The organism is Alcanivorax sp. 24 (genome assembly GCF_004360225.1).
In the GTDB taxonomy this organism is placed as follows: domain Bacteria; phylum Pseudomonadota; class Gammaproteobacteria; order Pseudomonadales; family Alcanivoracaceae; genus Alloalcanivorax; species Alloalcanivorax xiamenensis.
Genome location: NZ_SNUA01000012.1, coordinates 40,890 through 64,236 on the forward strand (window position 1 = coordinate 40,890; position 23,347 = coordinate 64,236).

The following is a 23,347-nucleotide window of genomic DNA, read 5'->3' on the forward strand; positions in this document are numbered from 1 at the left end:
TCCCCGATCTCTTCGACTTACCAGCGGTATTTGACGCTGGCGGTGATGTTACGGGCGGAACCGTAGGAGCAGCCGAAGGAATTACAATAAGAGAGGAATTCCTCGTCCTTGAGATTGCGCCCGATCAGGGCCAGCTCCACGCCACGCCAGCCGATGGCACCCATGTCATAACGAATAGAAGCGTCGTACAAGGTATAACTGTCCACACTGTAGAGGTTTTCCGCATCGCCGTAGACCCGGTCCATATAACGGGCGCCAACGCCAATACCAAGACCAGCCAGTAGCCCCTGCCGCCATTTGTAGTCGACCCAGAGGCTGGCCATGTTATGTGGGGTATAGGTCTTCTCGTTACCGTCGACGTCGGCGTCGGAATCATCCACCTCGGTATCCAGCAACGTATAGCTGGCGATCACACTGGCGCCTTGCCGTTGCCACATTTTCGCTTCCAGTTCGACCCCTCGGGTTCGGGTTTCGCCGGTTTGACGCTGACAGGACTGGTCGGACAAACAAGCCGCGCCAGCCGGAGGGTTGGCGTCGCTCACCGCGAGATTGGTTTGGCGCAAGTCGAAAGCTGCCAGGGTCACCAGACTATTGCTGCGCGGCGGTTGGTATTTAACACCGACTTCATATTGTTTGCCTTCGGAGGGGTCAAAGGCGGAACCCGAAGAGTCGAAGCCCGTCAGCGGCTCAAAAGACGTGGCGTAACTCGCGTACGGCGCCAGCCCGTTCTCAAACTCGTATACGCCACCGACCCGCCAGGTCAGGGCATGATCGTCAGTATCATCGCTATCGTCATTGCTCGCCGACGCTTTGTCATAGGTGGTGTTATCGTAAAAGTCCTGACGCAGACCGGCGGTGAAGTGCCAGTTACCGATGGAAATCAGGTCCTGGAGATACAGGCCGGTTTGGCGTTCGCTGACGTCATAATCACTTTGCGTTCTCATGTTGTCGCCAAAACCAGCGGCACCGCCGTACACCGGATCGAATACATTGATGTCGGAAATAGTGGCGGTCACGCCGTAGCGGGCATGGGTCCAATCGGTATGCAGATAATCGACGCCGAAGATCAGGTTGTGACGGCCAACACCACTGTCGAAGTCAGCGATGAATTGGTTATCGACGGCATAGCTGTCCAGGTCCCCCACGCCTTTGACTCCGCGCCGGGCGATGTTGCCATCGTCGTCCTTCCACCCTCCGTTGGTAAAAGTCGCGGACACCACTGTCTTGAACAGACTTTCCACATGGTTGTACTTGGCATTCTGGCGGAACGCCCAGACCTCATTGAAACGGTGGTTGAAGTCATAACCCACCGCCCACTGCTCTCTGTCATAGACGTTCCAATCCGGCTCACCGAGGAAAGTATCGCGATCGATATAGCCTCTATCGGTACGGTATTTTAGCCCTCTCAACGGCAGAAACTGGTAGGTGGAACCACCGTCATCCTTTTGATAGTAGCTAAGGAAGGTGATATCGGTGTTATCGGAAATAAACCAGGTTGCGCTCGGGGCGATATAGGTCCGGCTCAGGTCGGTTTCATCCACCTGCGAATCGCCGTCGTTGTAGGAACCAACAATACGCCCCAGCCAACGGCCGTCCTTGTCCAATGTCGCCCCCAGATCGAAAGTGCCCTCGGTCTGATTGAAACTGCCGCGGGAGACGGTCACTTCGTTCTGGTGATCAAAAGAGGGCCGCTTCGCCACCATGTTGACCAGACCACCAGGGGCCACCTGACCGTAAAGCACCGCTGCGGGCCCTTTCAGAATCTCCACCCTTTCCAGGCCGTAAGCATCAACTTGTGGCGTGGTCCACTGCCCGCCCTTGGGCATTCGCAGGCCGTCCAAGTACATGTTGCTGGACCAACTGCTGGCATCGAAGCCGCGAATGGTGATGTCGTCCACACGGCTGTCGATACCCTGCAGCTCGGTGCTGACGCCGGCGGTATAACGCACCGCGTCCATCACACTATCGGCGCCACGGTCTTTCATTTCCTGGCGGGTCACCACGGAAATGGATTGAGGCACTTCCAGCACCGCCGCATCGGTCTTGGTACCGGACGCCGAATGGGTAGCGATGTACCCCATGCTTGCCGCTCCCCAGGCGTACTCCTCCATTGGCGTGTCCGCGGTGACCTCCACCGCCTCGATCCGGTGGGGTTCGCCCTGGCGTCCTACTTCCACACCGCTTTCAGTGAAGGTGTAGGTGAGATCGGAACCGGAAAGCAGTGTGCGCAACACCTGGTCAAACGACATGGTGCCATTGACGGCATTGCCGACCTCGCTCTCGACGCCGGCGGTATAGTGGATCTGGATGCCGGTCTGGCGGGACAGCGCGGCCAGGGAGGGACCCAGCTTTTGCGCCGGCAGCGCGATCCGTACCCGCTGGTGCTGATGATGGTAGGAAGGTTCAGAGGTTTGCGCCGATACGGCGCTGGCAACCAGGCCGAGACAGCCGGCAAAAGACAACATGACGGCGCCGCGAGTGGCCGCCGTGGAACGCCAGATACGCATTGGTGTGTCCTGAGATCAATCTGGAAGAATTATTAACGGTTGATAATAATTCTCAATTGTATAGATAGTATTGATTCTCATCAACAACAAAGGCGATACAGGGCGATATGAAAGGACATGCGGCATCGCGGCTGACGAGCCGCGATGCGCGCTTTCGATCAGCCCTGACGCATGCGCAGAGTCACCAGGACGGTTTCCAGTCGCGGTACTGGAACGTTCAGGCGATGGGCAATCGCCACGACGTTACCCAGAATAGCGTCCAACTCGATCGGACGATCATTGAGATAATCCAGCGCCATGCTGTTTTTATAGGCCGGCATTTTTCGGGTGCCGGCGATATTGCTGTCAGGCAGATGCGGCGGCAACGGGTGGCCGTCGGCTTCCGCCACCGCCATCACTTCCGCCATCAGATCGCGGATCAGTTGTTCCCCGCCCGGGGTGTCCAGGATAGTGTAGGTGTCGGCCCCGTTGGCCAGCACCGACAGCGGGTTGAAGGGCGTGTTCCAGACGCACTTGAGCCAGCGTTCTCCCACTACCTGTTCGGTGAGTTTGATGTCAATGCCGCCTTCCACGAACAGATCCCGCAGCCGCGAACAGTGTTCGTCGATACCTTCCGGGAAACGTCCCATGACCAGGCGGCCGTAGGCGTTGTGTTTGATCTGGCCCGGCGCCACCCGGCTGACCGCGATAAATGCCAGACAGCTGATGATCGGGTTGTTGGGGAAGGCTTCCGCCAATTCCCGCTCGATATCCAGGCCGTTCTGGATCAGCACGATACCAGTGCCCTCCCCCAGCCATGGGCGGATCAGCGCGGCGCGGTCCGAGTTCGGCAGCACCTTGGTGGCGAGAATCACATAGTCCGGCTTGCTGTCGGCCTGGTCGCCGTCCCGATACAGATGATCCGGCCGCCAGGAAATATCACCCAGCGGACTCTCGAACTGAAAACCACCGTCGCGGATAGCCTCGTACTCGGAACGCACCACGGCGCTTACCGTACAGCCAGCGCGCTTGAGAATGGCGCCGTAGAAGCTGCCAATGGCGCCAGCACCGATGATCAGAACATGGGGTTGTTGACTCATTATGAGGTCTCCGTGCGTTTAAGGCGCTGTCCACGCGACATTCGCGCGAGCGGCCACAGCGCCAGAATGAACAGCGACGCCGTAATCAAAAAAGCGTCGTCAAAACCGACCTCGAAAGCGTGGGGATGGCCCGCTTCCGGGTGAGCATGCCAGTGACGGTCACTGAAAAATTGTACGCAGATGGCACTCAGGTTCACGCCCAGAGCGCCACCAATCTGGCGGGCGAAGTTCACCACCCCGGATCCCTGCGGGATCATTTCCGGCGGCAGCAATGCCAGCGATCCGGTATTCACCGGCGGCATCATCAATCCCAGCGCCACTCGTCCCAGGGCGACCCAGAGCATCAGCCAGACCATGCCGGTGCCGATATCCGCCGCCCGCAAACACAACAGACTCAGCGGCATCAACAGCAGCCCGCCGCCAATCATCACCGCGCCTGGCAGGCGGTCGGAAAGATGGCCGGACACAGGGAAGATAACCGCCATGGCGATGCCGGCGGGGATCAATATAAAGCCCGCGTCCGTGGCCGTCATGCCCTGTACCTGCTGAAAGTACAACGGCATTAAATAGGTGGAGCCGAATACACCCGCTCCCATCACCATGGCAACAAAAAAACCACCGGCGAAACCGGGATAACGAAACACCCTCGGATCGAACAACGGATAAGGGTGGCGAAACTGCCAGGCGGCGAATGCCCCCATGAGCAGCGGACCACCGAACAAGGCGGTAAGCAATAGCGGATCATCCAGGCCACGCCGGGCCAATCCCGCCAATGCCCACAACAACGCGGTCAAGCCGCCGCCGAGCAGGATCATGCCCAACCAGTCCAGGCGGTGGTTACGAGCGTGAGCGGTGCCGGGCAAAAAACGCGATGCCATGAATAGCGCCAGCAGACAGCTGGGCAGCACGGCGAAGAACACCGCCCGCCAAGACAACGTGTCCACCAGGATACCGCCAAGCGCCGGCGCCACCGCCGGTCCCAGGACCACGCCCATGCCATAGATACCCATGGCCTGCCCTCGCTTGTTCCAGGGAAATACCTGGAAGATGGTGACCAGGGCATGAGGTTGAATCAGGCCGGCCATGACGCCCTGCACCGCCCGAACCGCCACCAGGACCTCGAAGTTCTGACTGAACCCACCCATCACCGACGCCACGATAAAGATCGTCATGGCACACAGGAAGGTACGGCGAGAACCGAAACGCGCCAGGCACCAGGCGTTCACCAACATACCGACGGTCATGGCGGCCAGAAACCCGGTGGACAACCAGTGCACCTGATCCTGGCCGAGATGAAATTCACCCATGATCGCCGGCACCGCCACATTGATGATGGTGGAGGTCAACACCATGGACAAGGTGCCCAGCATCACGGTGGCAGTGGCCAGCCAGCGATAGCGGGGACCATGACGTTCGAAAAGCTGTTCTATCGTGGGCATAAATCCGCTTGCACGCTTACACATCGATTCGCTGGCAAGCCAGCTTCCCACAGCTGCTCCGTAGCCGCCTCCGTGGGAAGCGAGCCGGGCGTCGCTCCGCTTGCTCGCGAATACAGCCTGATGTGTTTGCGTGGCAGCAACTCCGCTATCAGCGGGTCGGGTCTTCTCCCACCTGAATCAGCAACTTGCCACGGTTCTTGCCCTGCAGCAGGCCCTGGAACGCGGATACCGTGTTTTCCAGGCCCTCAACCACATCCTCCTGGTACTTCACTTTGCCTTCGCGGATCCAGGCGCTCATGTCGCGCTGGAAGTCAGCCGCGCGGTGGATGTAATCGAACTGAATGAAGCCTTTGAGCAGCAGCCGCTTGACCAGAATCTTGCCCATGAACGCGGGTAGGCGATCCGGCCCCGGCGGCAGGCCGGTGTCGTTGTAGTGGGCGATCCGACCACAGACCGGGATCCGGGCGAAATCATTGACCAGTCCCATTACCGCGTCGAACACCTTGCCACCTACGTTTTCAAAATAAACATCGATGCCATTGGGGCAGGCTTCGGCCAGCTGTTTCTCGAAGTCATCGTCCTTGTAGTTGACGCAGGCATCGAAGCCGTAGGCTTCCACCACCTGGCGGCACTTGTCCTCGGCGCCGGCCACGCCGACCACGCGGCATCCTTTCATTTTGGCGATCTGACCAACCACCTGTCCCACCGCGCCGGCGGCGGCGGACACCACCACGGTCTCGCCTTTTTGCGGCTTGCCAATCTCTTCCAGGCCGGCGTAAGCGGTAAACCCGGGCATGCCGAGCACACCCACGGCGGTGCTGATGGGGGCCTGCGCCGGATCCAGCTTGCGCAGCGCCTTGCCCTGCTCCAGGGAATACTCCTGCCAGCCGCCACGGCCGAGCACATAATCCCCCGGTTTGAAATCCGGGTGGCGGGATTCCACCACCTGCCCCACGGTGCCGCCTTCCATCACCGCGCCTTCCTCGACGCTGGCGGCATAGGATTTAGCCGCGCTCATCCGGCCTCGCATGTACGGGTCCAGGGACAGATAGATAGTACGTACCAGCACCTGGCCATCACCGCATTCCGGCACGGTGCCTTCCTGCAGGACCAGGTTGGATTCGTCCGGCATGCCTTCCGGACGCTTGGCGAGAATGATCTGTCGATTCACGGTCATACAAACTCTCCCGAATTTTATTATTTAATCAATTGATAGTGGATAGGTAACGACCTGTCTTTTTTCTTTCTCTGTTAACTGTTCACTATTAACTATTAACCGAAAAAAGGCGGCCTTGCGGCCGCCCTTTTTGTTACTCCACGTCCAGCAGGCTTTCCAGCCGGCCGAAGTGGTATTCGCTGTCACCCAGGTGATGATCGATCATCACGATGCGCTTGGCGTAGTGGGAGATGGGAGTTTCTTCCATCATGCCCATGCCGCCGAACAGCTGGATCGCTTCTTCCGCCACGCGACGGCCGGATTTGCCGACCTGCGCCTTGGCCGCGGCCAAACGCTTGTCACGCAGCTCACGGGACTCGTTCAGGCTGCAGGCGGCGAGCATGGTGATGGAACGCACTTTTTCCAGTTCCATGCGCATTTCCACCATACGGTGTTGCAACGCCTGGAATTTACCGATCGGCACACCGAACTGTTGGCGTTCCTTGATGTATTCCAGAGTCTGGTCACAAGCCACTTCCATGGCCCCGGACGCTTCCGCGCACAGAGCCACCAGGCCCAGCGCCAGGGAGTCTTCCAAGGCGTCAATGGCCTGGCCTTCCGCGCCCAGCAAGGCGTCGGCGCCGACCTTCACATCCTTGAGAACAACTTCGGCGGCACGCAGGCCGTCGATGGTCGGGTAACCGCGACGGCTGACGCCAGCGGCGTTGCCATCCACCAGGAAGGCGCTGAGGCCGTCACGATCATCCTCGGCACCGGAGGTGCGGGCGATGACCACCAACTGGTCGGCGCTGTCACCGTTGATCACCACCGCTTTCTCGCCGTTCAGGACATAGCCTTCACCGTCTTTCTTGGCGCTGGTGGCAACGCGGTTGTGCTCGTAGCGGCCCTGCGGCTCGTACAAGGCCAGGGACAGGCGGGTTTCACCACCGATGATCGCCGGCACCAGTGCTTCTTTCTGCTGGTCGCTGCCGAGCTTGTCCACCAGAGTGCCGCACAGCACCACGGTGGCCAGGTACGGTTCCACCACCAGACCACGGCCGAAACCTTCCGCCACCACCATCAGTTCCGCGCCGCCGCCGTTGAAGCCGCCGGCTTCCTCGGAGAACGGCACGCCCAGCAGGCCCAGTTCGGCGAACTGTTGCCATACGTCGGCGCTGAAGCCCTGCTCGGACTCGAGGATTTTGTTGCGGGTCTCGAAGGTGTAGGTATCACGTACCAGGCGACCGACGGTCTCTTCGAGCATGCGCTGCTCGTCGCTGAGTTTGAAATCCATGATCGCCTCCTTACAGACCGAGAATCATCTTGGAGATGATGTTCTTCTGAATTTCGTTGGAGCCCCCGAAAATCGAGAGCTTACGGAAGTTGAAGTAACGGGCGGATACCGAAGCGGCAAACTCCGGGCCGACATAATTGCCGTCGAAATCATCGTGCAGTGCTTCATTGAGGAACGGCAGCGCATACGGACCGGCGGCGGCGCGGAACAGATGGGTAATTTCCTGACGCAGCTCGGTGCCCATGATTTTCAGGAAGGAACTTTCCGCGCCCGGTACCCCACCGGCTTCGGCGGCGGCCACGGTACGCAGGTTGGTCATTTCCAGGGACATCAGTTCCATTTCCACATCGGCCAGACGGCGGCGGAAATGCGGGTCCTCGATCAGCGGACGGCCGTTGCTGATCTGCTGGGCGGCCACTTGCTTGAGGTGCGCCAGGGCCGCCTTGGACTGGCCGACGCCAGCGATACCGGTCCGTTCGAAGGTCAGCAGGTACTTGGCGCAGGTCCAGCCCTTGTTCTCTTCGCCGACCAGGTTTTCCACCGGCACTTTCACGTCGTCGAAGAACACTTCGTTCACTTCGTGCTCACCGTCCAGGGTGATCAGCGGGCGCACGGTGATGCCGGGGGTGTTCATGTCGATCAGCAGGAAGGAGATCCCTTCCTGTTTCTTCGCATCCGGGTCGGTGCGCACCAGACAGAAGATCATGTCGGCATGCTGGCCCAGGGTGGTCCAGGTTTTCTGGCCGTTGACCACATAGTGATCACCCTCGCGCACGGCGCGGGTTTTCAGGCTGGCCAGGTCAGAGCCGGCGCCCGGCTCTGAATACCCCTGACACCACCAATCCTCGCTTTTGAGAATGCGCGGCAGGTAGTAGTCCTTCTGCTCCTGGGTACCGAACTTGATGATGACCGGAGCCACCATGTTGACACCGAACGGCAGTACCGTGGGGGCGCCGGCCTCGGCACATTCTTCCTCGAAGATGTGCTTCTGGATCGGGCTCCAGCCGGTACCGCCATACTCTTTCGGCCAGTGCAGAGCCAGCCAGCCCTGTTCGTTGAGAATCTTCTGCCAGCGGACCGTGTCTTCCTTGCCAAGGCGCTTGTGTTCCTTGACCTTGCGGGAAATATCCTCTGGCAACTTGTCTTTCAGGAAGGCGCGGACCTCGTCGCGGAAAGCGGCTTCCTCAGCGGTAAAGTTAATATCCATAACGTCCTCTCGTTGTTCTCGCAACGACTCTGGCATCGCGACCCCGCCATCCACGGGCCGCGATTTTCAGTGTCTGCTTCAGCTGTAGAAGCCTTTGCCTTCTTTGGCCAGTTTTTCCAGCAGCGGCGCGGGTTTCCAAACGTCATCGCCGGTTTCCTGGTGGAACTGGCTGACTTTGTCGTGGATCGTCTTCAGGCCCACCTGATCCGCCCAGAACAGCACGCCGCCACGGTAAACCGGGAAGCCGTAGCCGTAGATCCAGATCACATCCACGTCCAGCGGACGGGCGGCGATGCCTTCTTCCAGGATCTTTGCGCCTTCGTTGACCATCACGTACATGCAGCGCTCGAGGATTTCCTGATCCGTCACCTCACGGGTGGCGATGCCATTGTCCTCACGGAACTTGGCGATAATCTTGTCCACCTCGGCGGACGGCACGGGGGTGCGGTCGCCTTCTTTATAATCAAACACCCCGGCCTGGGTTTTCTGCCCCATGCGGCCGTTTTCCACCAGCTCATCGGTCCAGTTACGCGCCGGCGCGTTTTCCGGGTTTTCCTTACGCAGCTCTTCGCGAATGCGGTAGCCCACATCCATGCCGGCCAGGTCGGACATGGCGAACGGTCCCATTGGGAAACCCAGGTCGAACAGCACCTTGTCCACTTGCGCGGGATTAGCGCCTTCGTTGACCAGTTGCACCGCTTCCGCCTGACGCTTGTGCAGCATGCGGTTGCCGACGAAGCCGTGACAGACGCCAACCAGAACACCGACCTTGCCGATGCGGCGGCTCAGGTCCATCACGGTGGCGATGACGTCGTCAGCGGTTTTCTCGCCGCGCACGTTCTCCAGCAGCTTCATCACGTTGGCCGGGCTGAAGAAGTGCATGCCGATCACGTCCTGTGGACGTTTGGTGAAGCTGGCGATGCGGTTGACGTCCAGGGTGGAGGTGTTGGTGGCGAGGATGGCACCGGGTTTGCAGACCCGATCCAATTCCTTGAACACCGCCTCCTTCACGTCCATGTTCTCGAACACGGCTTCGATCACCACGTCCACGTCGCCGAGATCGTCGTAGCTCAGGGTCGGCTGAATCAGCGCCATGCGCTGTTCCACCTGCTCCTGGGTCAGACGGCCTTTCTTGGCGGTGTTTTCGTAGTTCTTGCGAATGATCGCGATGCCCTTTTCCAGGGCTTCTTCCTTCACTTCCAGAATCTTCACCGGGATACCAGCATTGGCGAAGTTCATGGCGATGCCGCCACCCATGGTGCCAGCACCGATCACGGCGGCGAGGTTGACGTCACGCTTGGGGGTGTCCTTGGGCAGGCCAGGCACCTTGGCCACTTCGCGCTCGGCGAAGAAGACATGGCGCTGTGCCGCGGATTCGGAGCTCACCAGCAGTTCGCCGAACAGCTCGCGCTCACGCTTCATGCCCTCTTCGAACGGCAGTTCCACCGCCGCCTGTACCGCCTTGATGCAGTGGAACGGGGCCTTGAAGCCACGTTGTTTGCGGGCGATGGATTTCTCGTAGTTGGCGAACAGATCCGCTTCCTCGGTCTGCACGTCCAGGTCACGAATACGACGCAGCGGCGCGTTGTCGGCAACCAGCTTGCGGGCGTAGGTCAGAGCGCCTTCCAGCAGATCGCCGCTGACCACATCGTCGACAATACCCATTTGCAAGGCGTTCTTGGCTTTTACCGGGTTGCCGCCGACGATCATGTCGAGAGCGGCCTTGGCGCCCACCAGACGAGGCAGACGCTGGGTACCACCGGCACCGGGCAGCAGGCCCAGTTTCACTTCCGGCAGACCCACCTTGGCGGAATCCAGAGCGACGCGATAGTCACAGCCCAGAGCCACTTCCAGACCACCACCCAGGGCGGTGCCGTGGATGGCCGCGATCACCAGCTTTTCGCTGCTTTCGTATTCGTTGATCACGTCGGGCAGCGCCGGACCAGCCGGCGGCTTGCCGAATTCACGGATGTCGGCGCCGGCGGGAAAGGTACGGCCTTCACCAATCACCACCAGGGCTTTGGCCTGATCATCCGCCAGCCCTTCCCGCAGACAGCTCCGCAGGCCCTCGCGCACCCCTTGTCCCAGGGCGTTCACCGGGGGGTAATTCACACTGATAACGCCGATTTCGCCTTCACGGCGGTAGCTGACAACCTCGCTCATGGTTCCTCCTTACCTAAAGGTCGGCCTCCGTGCTGAACGACGAGCGTCACGGAAACCATGGGAATACGGGCGCGGGATAGATCCCGGGGGCTCCCAGTATAAGAAAACCCGGCCCATTATCAATTATTTCGGAATATCATTTCATTTATCGGAGCAAGGCTTGAAAGCGGATGACTCCGAGTCGCCGGGCCCCGGCGCAATACCATTCCGTTTGAGTACCATACCCCCAACCCATGCCATGGCACAGAGCCAACCACGCCATGGGAATGGGGCGGAAACGACAAGGGCACCCGCCGGGTGCCCTTGAATATGTGGTCAAGGATAGACGCGCTAGGAAGAACTACTGACCCAGCACATCAGACAGGCGACGCAGCACCACTTTGCCATCGACCACCTGGGCCAATTGCACGTCGGTCTCCAGAGCGCCGTTTTCGGAAATGCCGTGCACATCGTAGGGGTTGTACTCGGCCGGAATCTTTTCCAGAGCGGCCGGCATGGCGGCACGGATCTTGGCCGGGTCATCCACGGAACCCGCTTCCTGCATGGCCTGCGCCAGCATATGCATGGCGAAGTAGTTGTAAGCGGTTTCGGAGGTGGCTACGTTTTTGTGGTTCTTCTGGTATTTTTCGACGAACTTGCGCGCGCCTTCGATTTCGGAGCTGCCCAGCGGCGTCACCCCCACGGAACCTTCCAGTGCCTGCAAACCGCCAGCCACTTTCGCCACTTCGTCGATCTTGGCCTGGTCCATCAGGATGAAGCTGCCCTTGAAGCCCAGCTCACGAGCCTGGCGCACCACCAGACCGGTGGGTTCGGAGGCCCCACCAATGAACAGCACTTCCGGGTTGGCCGCCAGCACCTTGCTCACGCCAGTGTAGAAGTCCGCGGATTTGTTGTAGTCCATCGGGTTGTCGGCGACCACTTCACCGCCCATGGCTTCCCATTTCGGCACGAACGCCTTGGTCCAGTACTTGGCATAGTCGTGGGTAGCGTTGGCCACCGCTACTTTCTTGCCCGACGTTTCCATCGCCATTTTGGAGAACGGCTCGATGTAGTCGGTGAAGGACGGCGGAATCTTCACGGTCAGCTTGTTGCCCTTCTCGGTCACGGACGGGATCGAGGTGTAGGACATGACGATGAAGCCATCACGCTGATTGAAGGCCTGCAGCGCGAAGGTACCGCCGGAATGCGGAGTGAATACCGCCGGCGTCTTGTACTGCTGCACCAGGCGTTTGCCATTCACCGCCGCCTGGCTCGGGGAATACTTGTCGTCCAGGGAAACGATGTTGACTTCGTAGCTTTCTCCGCCGACTTTCACACCACCAGCGGCGTTGATTTCCTCGGCCGCCATGCGCAGGCCTTCCAGCGTATTCTCACCATACAGCGCCGCGCCGCCGCTGAGCGGACCGGTAAAGCCGATGTTGACTTCGGCGGCGTTGGCGGCCCCCATACCCATAACCAAAGCACTGGCGGTGGCCAGGCGAACAAACGTTTTCTTCAGTTTCATTACTTCACTCCCATTTATTGTAGGGATCAGTTATAGACGTAGCACATTACGCTAACGCACGTTAACGATCATAAAGCACCGAGCAGAGGCCGCCAGAGGCCGCTAATCGGATTGTGATCAGGCGCCGATATAGGCTTTGCGCACCGCCTCGTTACCGAGCATGGTGTCGCGGTCCCCTTCCATCACCAGGCGACCGTTTTCGATCACATAGGCGCGAGTGGCGATTTTCAACGCGGCAAAGGCATTCTGCTCCGCCAACAACACCGTGGTGCCTTCACGATTGATGGTCTGAATGGTCTCGAACATCTGCTTGACCACCAACGGCGCCAGCCCCAGGGACGGTTCGTCCAGCATCAACAGCTTCGGGCGCCCCATCAGAGCGCGGCCGATCGCCACCATCTGCTGCTGACCGCCACTGAGTGATCCCGCCGCCTGGTTTTTCTTCTCTTCCAGGATCGGGAACATCTCCAGCACGTGGTCCAGGGTTTTCTTGATGCCTGCCTTGTCACGGCGATGCACGTAGGCACCCAGCACCAGGTTCTTCATCACCGACATTTCCGGGAACAGCTTACGGCCTTCCGGGCACTGCACCACACCAGCCTGCACCAGAGCGGAGGGCCGCCGTCCGGTCACGTCCTCGCCATTGAGGGTGACGCTGCCCGCGGAAGGCTTCAGCAGACCACTGATGGTATTGAACAAGGTGGTCTTGCCGGCACCGTTGGCCCCCAGCAGCACCACCAGCTCCCCCTGCCCCACGGTCATGGACACGTTATCCAGGGCTTTGAAGCTATCGTACTTGGCATCGACGTTTTCAAGCTTCAACATCTTGTTCACTCCCCAGGTAAGCCTCGATGACCACCGGATCATTCTTGATCTGCTCCGGGGTTCCCTCGGCGATCTTCTCGCCGTGATCCAGCACCATGATCTTGTCCGCGAGGCTCATGATCATGTCCATCTTGTGCTCGATCAGACAGACGGTGATGCCGTGCTTGACCATCTTGCGAATCAGGTCCGCCAGGTTCTCGGTTTCCTCGGGGTTGATACCACCGGCCGGTTCGTCCAGCAACACCAGTTCCGGGTCGGTGGCCATGGCCAGGGCAAAAGCCACCCGTTTGCGCTCTTCCTGACTGATGTCGGCGATGTAGCGGTGGCCGATATGGGACAGCCCGACGAAGTCCAGCACCTCGGCGGCGCGGGAACGGCACTTCTTCTCCTCGTCACGCAGGCGCTTGGAGTTGATGATCACATCCCACAGGCGCGACTGGGTACGCAGCCGGTGACCGACGATCAGGTTGTCCAGCACGGTGGACTGATCGAACAACATGGTGGTCTGGAACGTCCGGGCCACGCCGAGACGGGCAATCCGGTCCGGCGCCATGCCAGTGATGTCCATGCCTTGGTATTCGATCCGGCCTTCGCTGGGCGGCATCGCTCCGGCGACCAGATTGAAAAAAGTACTTTTACCAGCGCCGTTGGGGCCGATGATGGCGTTCACCTGATTGGCGGGAAATTCCACGCTGACGTTATTGACCGCCGCCAGGCCGCCGAAACGCTTGGTCAGATTGCTGATCTTAAGCATTGTTGCCGGCCTCCTGTTTGTCCGCGCCGGGCGTGCCGGAAGTCTGGGTCGAGGCTTGGGATTCCCCGCCCTGGTCCTGTTGAGACGCTTTATTGGCCAGGCGACGTCCGCGCCAGGTCAGGAAACCGCCGACGATACCGCGCGGGAAGAAGATCACCAGGATCACCAGCATCGGGCCGAAGATGATCATGCGGTACTCTTCCAGGGACTGCAGCATCTGCGTCAGCCAGGTGATCGCCAGGGTACCGAGCAGCGGCCCCATCAAGGTGCCGATGCCACCCACCAGCAGATAGGTGATCATGTCGAAGGTATGCACCACGTCCGCTTCCGCCGGGCCGATGAAACGCACCACCCCAGCGTACAAGGCGCCAGCCGAGGCGGCGTAAACGGTGGACAGCACGAACGCCAGAACCTTGTTGCGCATCAGGTTGATGCCCAGCGATTGCGCCAGGTCGTCACTGATGCGGATGGCCAGGAAAGTCCGGCCCAACAGAGAACGGGAAAGGCGACTTACCAGCCACACCGACAACACCAGGAACGCCAGCACCAGGTAATAGAACGGCACGGTCTCGGTGAAATCGACAAAGCCGAACCCTTCCGGCGGGGCAATATTGATGATGCCCAGGGAGCCGTGCGTCAGTGCCTCCCACTTTTCCAGCAGCAGGTAAATGATGAAGCCCACGCACAAGGTGAAGATGGCGAAGTAGTGTTCCTTCAGGCGCAGCGACACCACGCCGACCAGGAAACCGAAGATGGCCCCGGCCAGACCGGCGGCAATGAACGCCGGCCAGAACGCCCACCCGTGATCCACGGTGAGGATAGCCACCACGTAGGCGCCGATGGCGAAGAAGCCGCCATGGGCCAGATTCAGCTGGCCGCAATAGCCAGTGATGATGTTCATACCGTAGACGGCGATGGCCCAGATAAAGGCGGTGGCCATCACGTAGATGTGGTACTCGTTATCGGAGATCAGCGGAAACACCACCGCCAACACCAGCAAGGCCCATTTCAGTACCGGGCTGACAAAGAAATTCATCAGGCGATCCATTAGCGCACCCCCTTGGTGAACAGCCCGGTGGGTTTCACCGACAAAATCACCACCAGCAAGGCAAAGGCGATGACGTCCTTGTACTCGTTGGAGATATAGAAACCGCCCAGAGCTTCGGCGAAACCGATGATCAGACCGCCGACGATAGCGCCGGGAATGCTCCCCATACCGCCGAGAATAATGATCACGAACGCTTTCATGATCAGCAGGTGGCCCATGGCCGGGTAGACCAGGTTGATCGGGGCGAACAAGGTCGCGCCCACCGCCGCCAGCACACCGGCGATGGCGAACGTCATCATCGCCACGCGGTTGGCATCGATACCCACCAGGAAGGCACCTTCCCGGTTTTGTGCCATGGCGATGATGGTGGCACCGGTCATGGTCTTTTTCAGATACAGGTGCAACGCGCCCATCAGGCCGAAGGCACCGGCGATGATCAACAGACGCTGGGCCGGAATGGTGAGACCGCCGAAATGCAGGATCTCGGTATAGGGCGTGGGCATGCGGCGGAAATCCGCACCCCAATACATCTGCACCACCGCTTCCAGGAACAACAAGATGCCAATGGCGGCGATCTTGTCGTGAATGGGCGGCGCATTGCGCAGCGGGTGAAAAACGAGACGCTCACAGAGAACGGAAAGGAAGGCGACTACCGCGCCAGCGGCGATCATCGCCAGCCAGTAGTTCAGCCCCAGGTCCACCATGGTGAAGTAAGCCACATAGGCTCCCACCATATACAGCGCACCGTGGGCGAAATTGGGAACATGGAGAATGCCATAGACCAGGGTCAGGCCCAGGGCAACCAGGCCGTAAATGCTTCCCAGGGTCAGACCATTGAGCACTTGCTGCAGAAACAAGTCCAAAACTGCGACTCCTTATAATAATAATGAAACGCGCTTTGTGTCGTTATCAGTGACGCTCCACCGCCACTCTCCACTGCTGATTCGCACGCTTCACTTTCTGGGTTGTTATGGTACGGACGCTCTCGCCGGCACACTTTCATGCACGATGGTGCATGAAAGGCAAGACGCTAACAGCACCTCACCGAAGCGTCAATATTCGGAACAGTATTTCGCATGGTGAAAATAGCAACAGCAATCCCGAGGCGGGAATTGCTGTTGCTCAAAAGGTCAGGATGCGTTTTCTTCTTTCGCCCATTCCTGCTCTTGCAGCGCCCGCCACATCACCTTGCCGGTGGGAGAACGGGGCAACTCGTCGCGGAATTCAACGATCCGCGGCACCTTGTAAGCGGCCATCTCGTTCTTGCACCAGGTAATGATATCGTCCTCGCTGACGTTATCTTTATCCTTGGCGTTCAAAACCACACAGGCTTTCACGGTCTCGCCACGACGCTCGTGCGGCGCGGAGATGATGCAGCATTCCTGGATGGCGGGGTGCCGGTACATCAGACTTTCCACTTCAGCGGGCCAGACCTTGAAGCCGGACGCGTTGATCATGCGCTTCACCCGGTCAACGATGAAGAAATAGCCCTCTTCGTCGTAGTAGCCCATGTCACCGGTACGGAAGAACCGCTTGCCGTCCAGTTCGATAAAGGCCTTCTCGGTTTCTTCCGGACGGTTCCAGTACCCCTGGAAGATCTGCGGACCGTGAGAAATGATTTCTCCCACTTCCCCAACCCCCAGCTCCTTGCCGGTGTCCTGATCGATGACGCGGGAATCCACGTCGAAGACCGGAATGCCCAGGCACTGCTTCTTGGGCTTCTCGGCGGGGTTGATGTGGGTGGCGGCGATGGTCTCGGAGAGGCCATACCCTTCGATGTAGCGCAGGCCGGTGAGCTTGAACAACTTGTCGGAGACCGCTTCCGGCATGGCCGCGCCACCGCCACCAATATTCTGCAGGCTGGACAGATCGAACGATTCCACCTCCGGATCGGACAGCAGATCGATGGCCATGGTGACGATGTTGGTCCAACTGGTGACCTGGTAACGCTGAATCAGGGTGGCCGCGGTGCGGCGATCCCAGCGCGTCATCAACACGATACAGGCGCCGGTGTAGATGGGCCCGTTCATGGCGCCCTGCATGCCGGTGACATGGAAGTACGGGAGAGTGGAGAGAATGATGCCCTCACTGCCGCCGCCGGAGCGCCAGGCCACGCCGTGCACGCAGGTGGCCATCACCGACCGGTGGGTATGCATGCAGCCTTTGGGGGCACCGGTGGTCCCGGAACTGTAGGGGAACACCGCCAGATCGTCCGGTCCCACCAGCAGCTCGCCGGGTGTCTTGCCAGCCTCGATGGCGTCGCGCCAGGCGATCGCGCCTTCGGTTTGCAGGGGCTGCGCCGGAGCCCGCACTTCCGCGGGAAGGTCCAGATCGGTTTGCGGATCAATGTAGTCGCTGTAGGACGCCACGATGACGTGACGCAGCTCCCGGGTACCGATCAGAGGCGCGATATTGGCGAACACTTCCTGCGCCGCCAGCGTCACCGTGGCCTGGGTGTCTTCCAGGTAGTGTTCCAGTTCCGCCGTGCGGTTCATCGGGTTGATCGGCACGACGATGGCGTTGGCGCGCAGAATGGCGTAGTAACCGATAATGAATTGAGGAGCGTTCTGCATGTACAGCAGCACGCGGTCACCTTTGTCCACGCCCAGCGATTGCAGGTAGCCGGCCAGAGCGTCCACCTGGCGCTTCAGTTCCCGGTAGGTGATGGTATGGTCGTAATAAATGATGGCCGGTTTTTCCGGATAGCGCAGCGCGGAGACATCAAGGTTGGTGCAGAGGCTGGTTTCCGGAATGGTCAGGTGATGCGGCAGGTTTTCAGGCCAAACGGCAAAATGCCGATCAAACATGCTAACTCTCCCTACGATTCGACTGTGGCGACATAGACCACTTTTTTCTTGGGGCCCGCGTCTTGGAGGCTGGTACCCGCTTGTTGTTGCTGCGTACGCAACAGGTGATACGACGAAACCGCCACTCCCGCCGGGAGCGGAAATGCTTCGGAATACGTCGCTAACCTTCGGCGACCGGGGCGCTTTCGAACTCCATGGCCCGCCAAATGGAATAGCCGGAGAATCTGACACGCGCCCCGCGGGGCGTCAATACTATTTCGGAATATGGTTTCATATTTTCGGCGGCGAATGATCTGACGGGCGCGCCCATACACTGATTCGCTGCCAAGACAGCCTCCCACAGCGGCTCCGTAGCTGCCTCCGTGGGAAGCGAGCTTGCTCGCGAATACAACCACTCAGTCCTGCCCGGCCAGTGGCCACTCTCCTTTCTCCCACAATGCATCGGCCAGATCCTCATCGCAGCGGGACGGCCGCAGCGGCATCACCGACACACGCCCATCACGCAGTGCCACCACATCGGACTGCGGATGATCGATGGAATCCGGGTCGCGCTCAAAGGAGAGCCAGTGATAGGAAAGATTGCGGCCGTCACGGCCAGCCATCAGCCGGGCCCGGCGGATGCTGCCCGGCACCTGGCGGGTGATGCGATTACCCTCGATTTCCGCCACCGGCAGATCGGGGAAGTTGAGGTTCCAGCAGCAATGCTCGGTGTGACGCTCCCATAATTGCCGGATCAGTCCCGCCGCCAGCTCACTCACTGGTGCGTAATTGATGGCACTCCGATCCAGAAACGCCTGGCTCAGCGCCACGCCAGGCAACCCCAGATGGGCCGCCGCCAGCACCGCGCCAACGGTACCGGAGTACATCACCGAGTCACTCAGATTGGCGCCACAGTTAACCCCGGACAGCACCAGATCCGGGGGCGTTTCCTCCAACCATTCAGCCATGGCGAACAGGACGCAGTCCGCCGGCGTGCCGGAAACGGCATAGCGGCGCTCGCCGTGGTGGTAGACCCGCAACGGACTGTGCAGGGAAATACTCTGCCCCACCCCGCTTTGATCATGTTCCGGCGCCACCACCCAGACCTCCTCGGCCAGTTCCCCGGCGATCACCTCGGCCACTTTCAGGCCCGGGGCGTCGATGCCATCGTCGTTGGTGAGAAGGATACGTTGGAAAGGCTTCATGGTGGCTCCTGTATTGTCCGAATTCTTGTGTACCGTCCGCTCCTATGCTGTGCGGTCGGCGTGAAGCGATGATGACGCCGTTGGCGCTACTGGTGAGTACGGGCGATTTGCCAGCCACGTTCGGCCATCAACCCGGCCCGTTTGCCCACTTCCAGCGCATCGCGGTTGCTGGCGTTGCCCTGCAGCGCGCGAGCATAAACCCCTTGCAGGATCGCCGCGGTACGGAACAGCGCGAAAGCCAGAAACACCGGCCAGTCGTTGATGCCATCGCGACCGCAACCACGACAGTAACGCTCCAGCAAGGCATGCTCGTCGGGAATACCGCGCTCGCCCAGATCCAGACCATCCAGACCACGCACGCCCTGAATACCATGGGGCAAATGGTACGGCAGGCAGAAGTAAGCCAGATCCGCCAGCGGATGCCCAATAGTGGCCAGCTCCCAGTCCAGCACCGCCACGACTTCAGGCCGATCCGGGGCCAGCAGCAGGTTACCCATGCGGAAGTCGCCATGGGCAATGGCGGCGCTGCCGTCTTCGGGAATGTGTTCCTCAAGCCAGTCGATCAAGTTATCCATGGCCGGCAGATCATCGGTCTTGGAAGCTTCATATTGCGCCCGCCAGCGCTTCACCTGCCGCGCCACATACCCTTGAGGACGTCCAAAATCCTCCAAACCGGCGGCCTTGTAGTCAACGCTATGTAGTTTGGCCAGCGTGTCCACCATGGCTTCATGGACGGCACGGCGTTGCTGATCAGTGGGCAGGCATTCCAGCAACGGCTCGGAAAACACGCGTCCGGGCACGTAATCCATGACATAAAAGCTGGTACCAATAACGTCATCGTCCTCGCAGAGCGCGCGCATGGCCGGCACCGGCACATCGCTGTGCTCGCCCAGCGCTTTCATCACGCGGTATTCGCGGTCCACCTGATGCGCTGACGGCAATACCTTCCCCGGTGGTTTTTTGCGCAGCACATAACGGCGCTCACCGCTTTCCAGAAGGTAGGTGGGGTTGGACTGTCCGCCCTGGAATTGCCGCACCCGTAACGTTCCGGCCAGCAGTCCGGCCTGCTCCAGATACCCGGCCAGACGTGATTCATCGAAACGATGCGCCTCAAGAACCGGCACCAGTTCCGGTTGACCTTCCATAAGGAACCTCAAATCAAATCGGCGCTAACACGCCATTCGCTGCTAAAGCAGCTTCCCACAGCGGCATGAGTAGCCCTCTCTGTGGGAAGCGAGCTTGCTCGCGAATTGAGCCAGGCGCCCAATCCGCGAAAATTGACCCGACAGCAGTGATCCACAAGCCGCGATTGGCTCACAAGCGTGCCGCCGCCATCAACAAATGGTTTCGCCGCCATCCGCCACGATGGTCTGCCCGGTCACGTAGGCACTGGCCGCGCTGGACAGGAATAACGCCACCCCGGCGATGTCCACCGGATCGCCAATACGGCGCACCGGGGTGCGCTCCTCGGCACGCTGGCGGCGGACCGGGTCTTCCACCAGGGCCTTGGCGAAATCGGTGCGCACCAGACCGGGGGCGATGGCGTTGACACGAATGTTCTTCGGCCCCCATTCCACCGCCAGGTTACGAGCCAGCGCGGCTTCCGCCGCCTTGGATACCCCGTAGGTACCAATCACGGTATTGCCTCGCAGGCCGGCGATGCTGGAAATGATCACCACGTTACCGCCGCCATTCTCCGCCATGATCGGCAACACCCGATTGCACAGCCAGAACGTGCCCTTGACGTTGGTATCGAGAATCTTGTCCCAGGCCTCATCGCTGACTTCCGCGGTGGGGCCATAAACCGGGTTGGTGGCGGCGTTACAGACCAGAATATCGATCTTGCCGAAGGCGGAAAGGGTTTCATCCACCAGATTCATCAAGTCGTCCTTGCTGCCCACGTTACAGGGCACGGCAATGGCCTCATGGCCTTCCGCCTTGATTGCCTCGCACACTTCATGGCAAGGCTCCGGCTTGCGACTGGAGATCACCACCCTGGCACCAGCACGGGCCATTTCCTCGGCGATGGCTTTACCAATACCCCGGGTGGATCCGGTGATCAGAGCGACTTTTCCCGTGAGATCAAACAGTTTACTCATCGTTATTCTCCTGTTCCGGTCTTTTTCCGGTCACGACGGCGGCAATGGACGAAGCCCTGGAAACGACTTGGCCTGGCGGTTCCAGGCACGTATTGTGTTGCCGGCATGGCTTTGTTTTATCGGTTGATGCCCGGGCAGCCAAGGCAATTCGCCACCAGCCCGGCGGGCATCCGGCACTGTCCGTGCGGGGGCAAAGAATGTGACACGCTGCTTGGATCGCGTCAATTATTTCGAAATTACGTTCCGAAATCAGAAAGGCAAATCAGGAAGGAGAATCCGGACATCCGGAAATGGAGGGGCACAGTTTCAGCGTATTGAGATAACAGTCCACATGGTGGGCGGCTTCCTGCTCAAGATCAAAGGTCTCCGGGATCAGCAACCAGACATAAAGAAGGCCGCACACTTGCACATGCAGCAGGTTAACGGCACGCTCGATATTCAGGCTTTCCGACAGCTGCCCGCGCTCGATTGCGCGACCGAGGATGGTCCGCATGGACCTGGAGGCTTCCAGAAAGGATTCCTTCTGACGGGTCATCAGGGGGTCGGTTTCCACAGTAAATTCACATTTTTGGAATATGATCTCCAATACCCGCCGACGGCTTGGATCACGGACGGTCTCACAGAGCATATAGATCAGAAACTCCCGCAGGCGTCCCAGCGGGTCCTTCTCTTCAGGGTGCTCCGCCCGCTGCGCCAGAGCCTCGAGTGGCAAACGCTTCCGCTCCAGCATGGCGGCGAAAACATCGTGTTTGTTTTTGAAATGCCAATAAATGGCGCCACGAGTGAACCCCGCCGCGCTGGCAATGTCATTCAAGGAGGTCCTCGATACACCTTTTTCGTGAAAGACGCGTTCCGCCGCGTCGAGTATCTGCTCACGGGTCTCCTGAGCTTCCGCCTTGGTGCGCCTCATGGCCGGACTCCTGTGATTCAGTCGGTGAGAGAACCATACATACATCTACGAATGTATGTATACTCTTTTCGCTTTTATGTAATTATCGGGTATCCGCGCTTTCTCGCCGTAACGGAAGCAACCAAAATTCATTGATTTTCATAGGAAACCGAGGTTTCTATGCGCGCACGATCGGTCCATTTTTCTGTCCTTTTCTTTTTTGCCCTCGCCCTGACCGCCTGCGGAAACGACGCGCCTCAGCAGCAAGGTGCCGGCGGCGCGGCACAGGTGGGTTTCATCACGGTCAAATCGGAGCCCTATACCGTCGTTAACGAGCTGCCTGGCCGCACCACCCCTTACGAGGTGGCGGAAATCCGTCCCCAGGTGAGCGGGATCATCAAGGAACGCCTGTTCGATGAAGGCGCCGAGGTCGAAGCCGGCCAGGTGCTCTACCGCATCGACGATCGCCAATTCAAGGCGGCACTGGCCAGCGCCCAGGCCGATCTGGCCAGCGCCCGGTCCACGCTGGAGTCCAACCAGCTGCTGGCCGAGCGCTATAAGAAGCTGGTGGAGGCGAACGCGGTGAGCCGCCAGGAGTACGACAACGCCCAGGCCAGCCTGGCTACCAACAAAGCGCGGATCGCCGCCGCTCAGGCCGCGGTGGAAACCGCTCGCCTGAACCTGGATTACGCCAGCGTCAAGGCGCCGATCTCCGGACGCATCGGCCGTTCCAGCGTTACCGCCGGCGCTCTGGTCACCGCCAACCAGAGCCAGGCGCTGGCCACCATTCGCCAGTTGGATCCGATCTATGTGGACCTCACCCAGTCCGCCCGTGAGTTGCGCCAACTGCGCGTGGCCATGGAAAGCGGACAGTTGGAACAAGTCGGCGAAGACAAGGCGCGCGTCACTCTGGTACTGGAGGACGGTACCGAGTACGACCAGAACGGGACCCTGCAGTTCTCGGAATACGCCGTCGATGAAAGCACCGGCTCGATCACCCTGCGCGCCCTGTTCCCCAATCCCGAAGGCGATCTGCTGCCCGGTCTGTTCGTACGCGCCAAGCTGCCTCAGGGACAACGTGACAACGCCATCCTGGTGCCACAGAAAGCGGTCACTCGTGATCCGCAGGGCACCGCCAGCGCCCTGGTCATCGGCGACAACAACACGGTGGAAAAACGTCAGGTGGAAACCGTGCGCACGGTGGGCAACCGCTGGTTGATCGGCGAGGGTCTCGCCGCCGGCGACAAACTGATCGTCGACGGCCTGCAGAAAATCGGCCCCGGCATGCCGGTGGAAGGTGTGGACGTCGAGGCGCAACAACAGCAAGCGCAGCAAACCCAGGCCCAGGACAACGGCCCGAATAACGCCAACGCCGAGTAATCGGGGAGCAAC

The 23,347-nt window shown here is 59.9% G+C and carries 18 protein-coding genes; 1 reads left to right on the forward strand and 17 read right to left on the reverse strand.

The window, feature by feature from the left end; translation table 11 throughout:
* Nucleotides 1-17: 17 nt before the first annotated feature.
* From E0L37_RS15535 to E0L37_RS15615, 17 genes are all read right to left on the reverse strand, one after another.
* The gene (locus E0L37_RS15535) at nucleotides 18-2,507 is read right to left on the reverse strand and encodes a TonB-dependent siderophore receptor (RefSeq protein WP_133492626.1); all 2,490 of its coding nucleotides are present in this window, start codon (nucleotides 2,505-2,507) and stop codon (nucleotides 18-20) included.
* Nucleotides 2,508-2,665: 158 nt separating this feature from the next.
* Complete coding sequence (locus tag E0L37_RS15540; RefSeq protein WP_133492627.1) at nucleotides 2,666-3,586, reverse strand: ketopantoate reductase family protein; 921 nt, start codon at nucleotides 3,584-3,586, stop codon at nucleotides 2,666-2,668.
* The gene (locus E0L37_RS15545; RefSeq protein ID WP_133492628.1) at nucleotides 3,586-5,025 is read right to left on the reverse strand and encodes a DHA2 family efflux MFS transporter permease subunit; all 1,440 of its coding nucleotides are present in this window, start codon (nucleotides 5,023-5,025) and stop codon (nucleotides 3,586-3,588) included. The genes E0L37_RS15540 and E0L37_RS15545 overlap by 1 nt, the downstream gene beginning before the upstream one ends.
* A 148-nt stretch (nucleotides 5,026-5,173) precedes the next feature.
* A complete protein-coding gene (locus tag E0L37_RS15550) occupies nucleotides 5,174-6,202 on the reverse strand; it encodes an NADP-dependent oxidoreductase (protein ID WP_133492629.1) in 1,029 nt (342 codons plus the stop codon).
* A gap of 133 nt (nucleotides 6,203-6,335) precedes the next feature.
* Entirely contained in the window at nucleotides 6,336-7,475 is a 1,140-nt protein-coding gene (locus E0L37_RS15555) for an acyl-CoA dehydrogenase family protein (RefSeq protein ID WP_133492630.1), read from the reverse strand.
* 10 nt (nucleotides 7,476-7,485) lie between these two features.
* Nucleotides 7,486-8,682, reverse strand: a complete 1,197-nt coding sequence (locus E0L37_RS15560; protein ID WP_133492631.1) for an acyl-CoA dehydrogenase family protein — start codon at nucleotides 8,680-8,682, stop codon at nucleotides 7,486-7,488.
* Between the two features lie 78 nt (nucleotides 8,683-8,760).
* Nucleotides 8,761-10,845 carry a 3-hydroxyacyl-CoA dehydrogenase NAD-binding domain-containing protein gene (locus E0L37_RS15565; RefSeq protein ID WP_133492632.1) on the reverse strand — a complete coding sequence of 695 codons (2,085 nt, stop codon included), beginning with the start codon at nucleotides 10,843-10,845 and terminating at the stop codon, nucleotides 8,761-8,763.
* Nucleotides 10,846-11,185: 340 nt separating this feature from the next.
* Nucleotides 11,186-12,349, reverse strand: coding sequence for an ABC transporter substrate-binding protein (locus E0L37_RS15570; RefSeq protein ID WP_133492633.1), 1,164 nt, complete (start codon nucleotides 12,347-12,349; stop codon nucleotides 11,186-11,188).
* Between the two features lie 117 nt (nucleotides 12,350-12,466).
* Complete coding sequence (locus E0L37_RS15575) at nucleotides 12,467-13,174, reverse strand: ABC transporter ATP-binding protein (RefSeq protein ID WP_133492634.1); 708 nt, start codon at nucleotides 13,172-13,174, stop codon at nucleotides 12,467-12,469.
* Entirely contained in the window at nucleotides 13,161-13,928 is a 768-nt protein-coding gene (locus tag E0L37_RS15580) for an ABC transporter ATP-binding protein (protein ID WP_133492635.1), read from the reverse strand. The genes E0L37_RS15575 and E0L37_RS15580 overlap by 14 nt, the downstream gene beginning before the upstream one ends.
* Nucleotides 13,921-14,964 (reverse strand): branched-chain amino acid ABC transporter permease, encoded by a 1,044-nt coding sequence (locus E0L37_RS15585; protein WP_240687484.1) that lies wholly within the window; start codon nucleotides 14,962-14,964, stop codon nucleotides 13,921-13,923. Before E0L37_RS15585 ends, E0L37_RS15580 begins: the two co-directional genes overlap by 8 nt.
* Before the next feature lie 11 nt (nucleotides 14,965-14,975).
* Entirely contained in the window at nucleotides 14,976-15,839 is an 864-nt protein-coding gene (locus E0L37_RS15590) for a branched-chain amino acid ABC transporter permease (protein WP_133492637.1), read from the reverse strand.
* Between the two features lie 267 nt (nucleotides 15,840-16,106).
* Nucleotides 16,107-17,783, reverse strand: a complete 1,677-nt coding sequence (locus tag E0L37_RS15595; RefSeq protein WP_133492638.1) for a long-chain fatty acid--CoA ligase — start codon at nucleotides 17,781-17,783, stop codon at nucleotides 16,107-16,109.
* Nucleotides 17,784-18,178: 395 nt separating this feature from the next.
* Nucleotides 18,179-18,967 (reverse strand): 5'/3'-nucleotidase SurE, encoded by a 789-nt coding sequence (gene surE / locus E0L37_RS15600; protein ID WP_133492639.1) that lies wholly within the window; start codon nucleotides 18,965-18,967, stop codon nucleotides 18,179-18,181.
* Between the two features lie 86 nt (nucleotides 18,968-19,053).
* Nucleotides 19,054-20,112, reverse strand: a complete 1,059-nt coding sequence (locus E0L37_RS15605; protein WP_133492640.1) for a phosphotransferase family protein — start codon at nucleotides 20,110-20,112, stop codon at nucleotides 19,054-19,056.
* Nucleotides 20,113-20,301: 189 nt separating this feature from the next.
* A complete protein-coding gene (locus E0L37_RS15610) occupies nucleotides 20,302-21,066 on the reverse strand; it encodes an SDR family NAD(P)-dependent oxidoreductase (RefSeq protein ID WP_133492641.1) in 765 nt (254 codons plus the stop codon).
* Between the two features lie 262 nt (nucleotides 21,067-21,328).
* Nucleotides 21,329-21,976 carry a TetR family transcriptional regulator gene (locus tag E0L37_RS15615; RefSeq protein ID WP_133492642.1) on the reverse strand — a complete coding sequence of 216 codons (648 nt, stop codon included), beginning with the start codon at nucleotides 21,974-21,976 and terminating at the stop codon, nucleotides 21,329-21,331.
* A 159-nt stretch (nucleotides 21,977-22,135) separates the two neighbouring features.
* Between E0L37_RS15615 and E0L37_RS15620 the strand changes: the two genes are divergently transcribed.
* Nucleotides 22,136-23,335 (forward strand): efflux RND transporter periplasmic adaptor subunit, encoded by a 1,200-nt coding sequence (locus E0L37_RS15620; protein WP_133492643.1) that lies wholly within the window; start codon nucleotides 22,136-22,138, stop codon nucleotides 23,333-23,335.
* Nucleotides 23,336-23,347: the final 12 nt, after the last annotated feature.

Excerpts from the sequence above, each read along its gene's own strand:
- E0L37_RS15535 (WP_133492626.1), bottom strand. The coding sequence starts at position 2,507 with ATGCGTATCTGGCGTTCCACGGCGGCCACTCGCGGCGCCGTCATGTTG.
- E0L37_RS15540 (WP_133492627.1), bottom strand. The coding sequence starts at position 3,586 with ATGAGTCAACAACCCCATGTTCTGATCATCGGTGCTGGCGCCATTGGC.
- E0L37_RS15545 (WP_133492628.1), bottom strand. The coding sequence starts at position 5,025 with ATGCCCACGATAGAACAGCTTTTCGAACGTCATGGTCCCCGCTATCGC.
- E0L37_RS15550 (WP_133492629.1), bottom strand. The coding sequence starts at position 6,202 with ATGACCGTGAATCGACAGATCATTCTCGCCAAGCGTCCGGAAGGCATG.
- E0L37_RS15555 (WP_133492630.1), bottom strand. The coding sequence starts at position 7,475 with ATGGATTTCAAACTCAGCGACGAGCAGCGCATGCTCGAAGAGACCGTC.
- E0L37_RS15560 (WP_133492631.1), bottom strand. The coding sequence starts at position 8,682 with ATGGATATTAACTTTACCGCTGAGGAAGCCGCTTTCCGCGACGAGGTC.
- E0L37_RS15565 (WP_133492632.1), bottom strand. The coding sequence starts at position 10,845 with ATGAGCGAGGTTGTCAGCTACCGCCGTGAAGGCGAAATCGGCGTTATC.
- E0L37_RS15570 (WP_133492633.1), bottom strand. The coding sequence starts at position 12,349 with ATGAAACTGAAGAAAACGTTTGTTCGCCTGGCCACCGCCAGTGCTTTG.
- E0L37_RS15575 (WP_133492634.1), bottom strand. The coding sequence starts at position 13,174 with ATGTTGAAGCTTGAAAACGTCGATGCCAAGTACGATAGCTTCAAAGCC.
- E0L37_RS15580 (WP_133492635.1), bottom strand. The coding sequence starts at position 13,928 with ATGCTTAAGATCAGCAATCTGACCAAGCGTTTCGGCGGCCTGGCGGCG.
- E0L37_RS15585 (WP_240687484.1), bottom strand. The coding sequence starts at position 14,964 with ATGAATTTCTTTGTCAGCCCGGTACTGAAATGGGCCTTGCTGGTGTTG.
- E0L37_RS15595 (WP_133492638.1), bottom strand. The coding sequence starts at position 17,783 with ATGTTTGATCGGCATTTTGCCGTTTGGCCTGAAAACCTGCCGCATCAC.
- surE (WP_133492639.1), bottom strand. The coding sequence starts at position 18,967 with ATGAAGCCTTTCCAACGTATCCTTCTCACCAACGACGATGGCATCGAC.
- E0L37_RS15605 (WP_133492640.1), bottom strand. The coding sequence starts at position 20,112 with ATGGAAGGTCAACCGGAACTGGTGCCGGTTCTTGAGGCGCATCGTTTC.
- E0L37_RS15610 (WP_133492641.1), bottom strand. The coding sequence starts at position 21,066 with ATGAGTAAACTGTTTGATCTCACGGGAAAAGTCGCTCTGATCACCGGA.
- E0L37_RS15615 (WP_133492642.1), bottom strand. The coding sequence starts at position 21,976 with ATGAGGCGCACCAAGGCGGAAGCTCAGGAGACCCGTGAGCAGATACTC.
- E0L37_RS15620 (WP_133492643.1), top strand. The coding sequence starts at position 22,136 with ATGCGCGCACGATCGGTCCATTTTTCTGTCCTTTTCTTTTTTGCCCTC.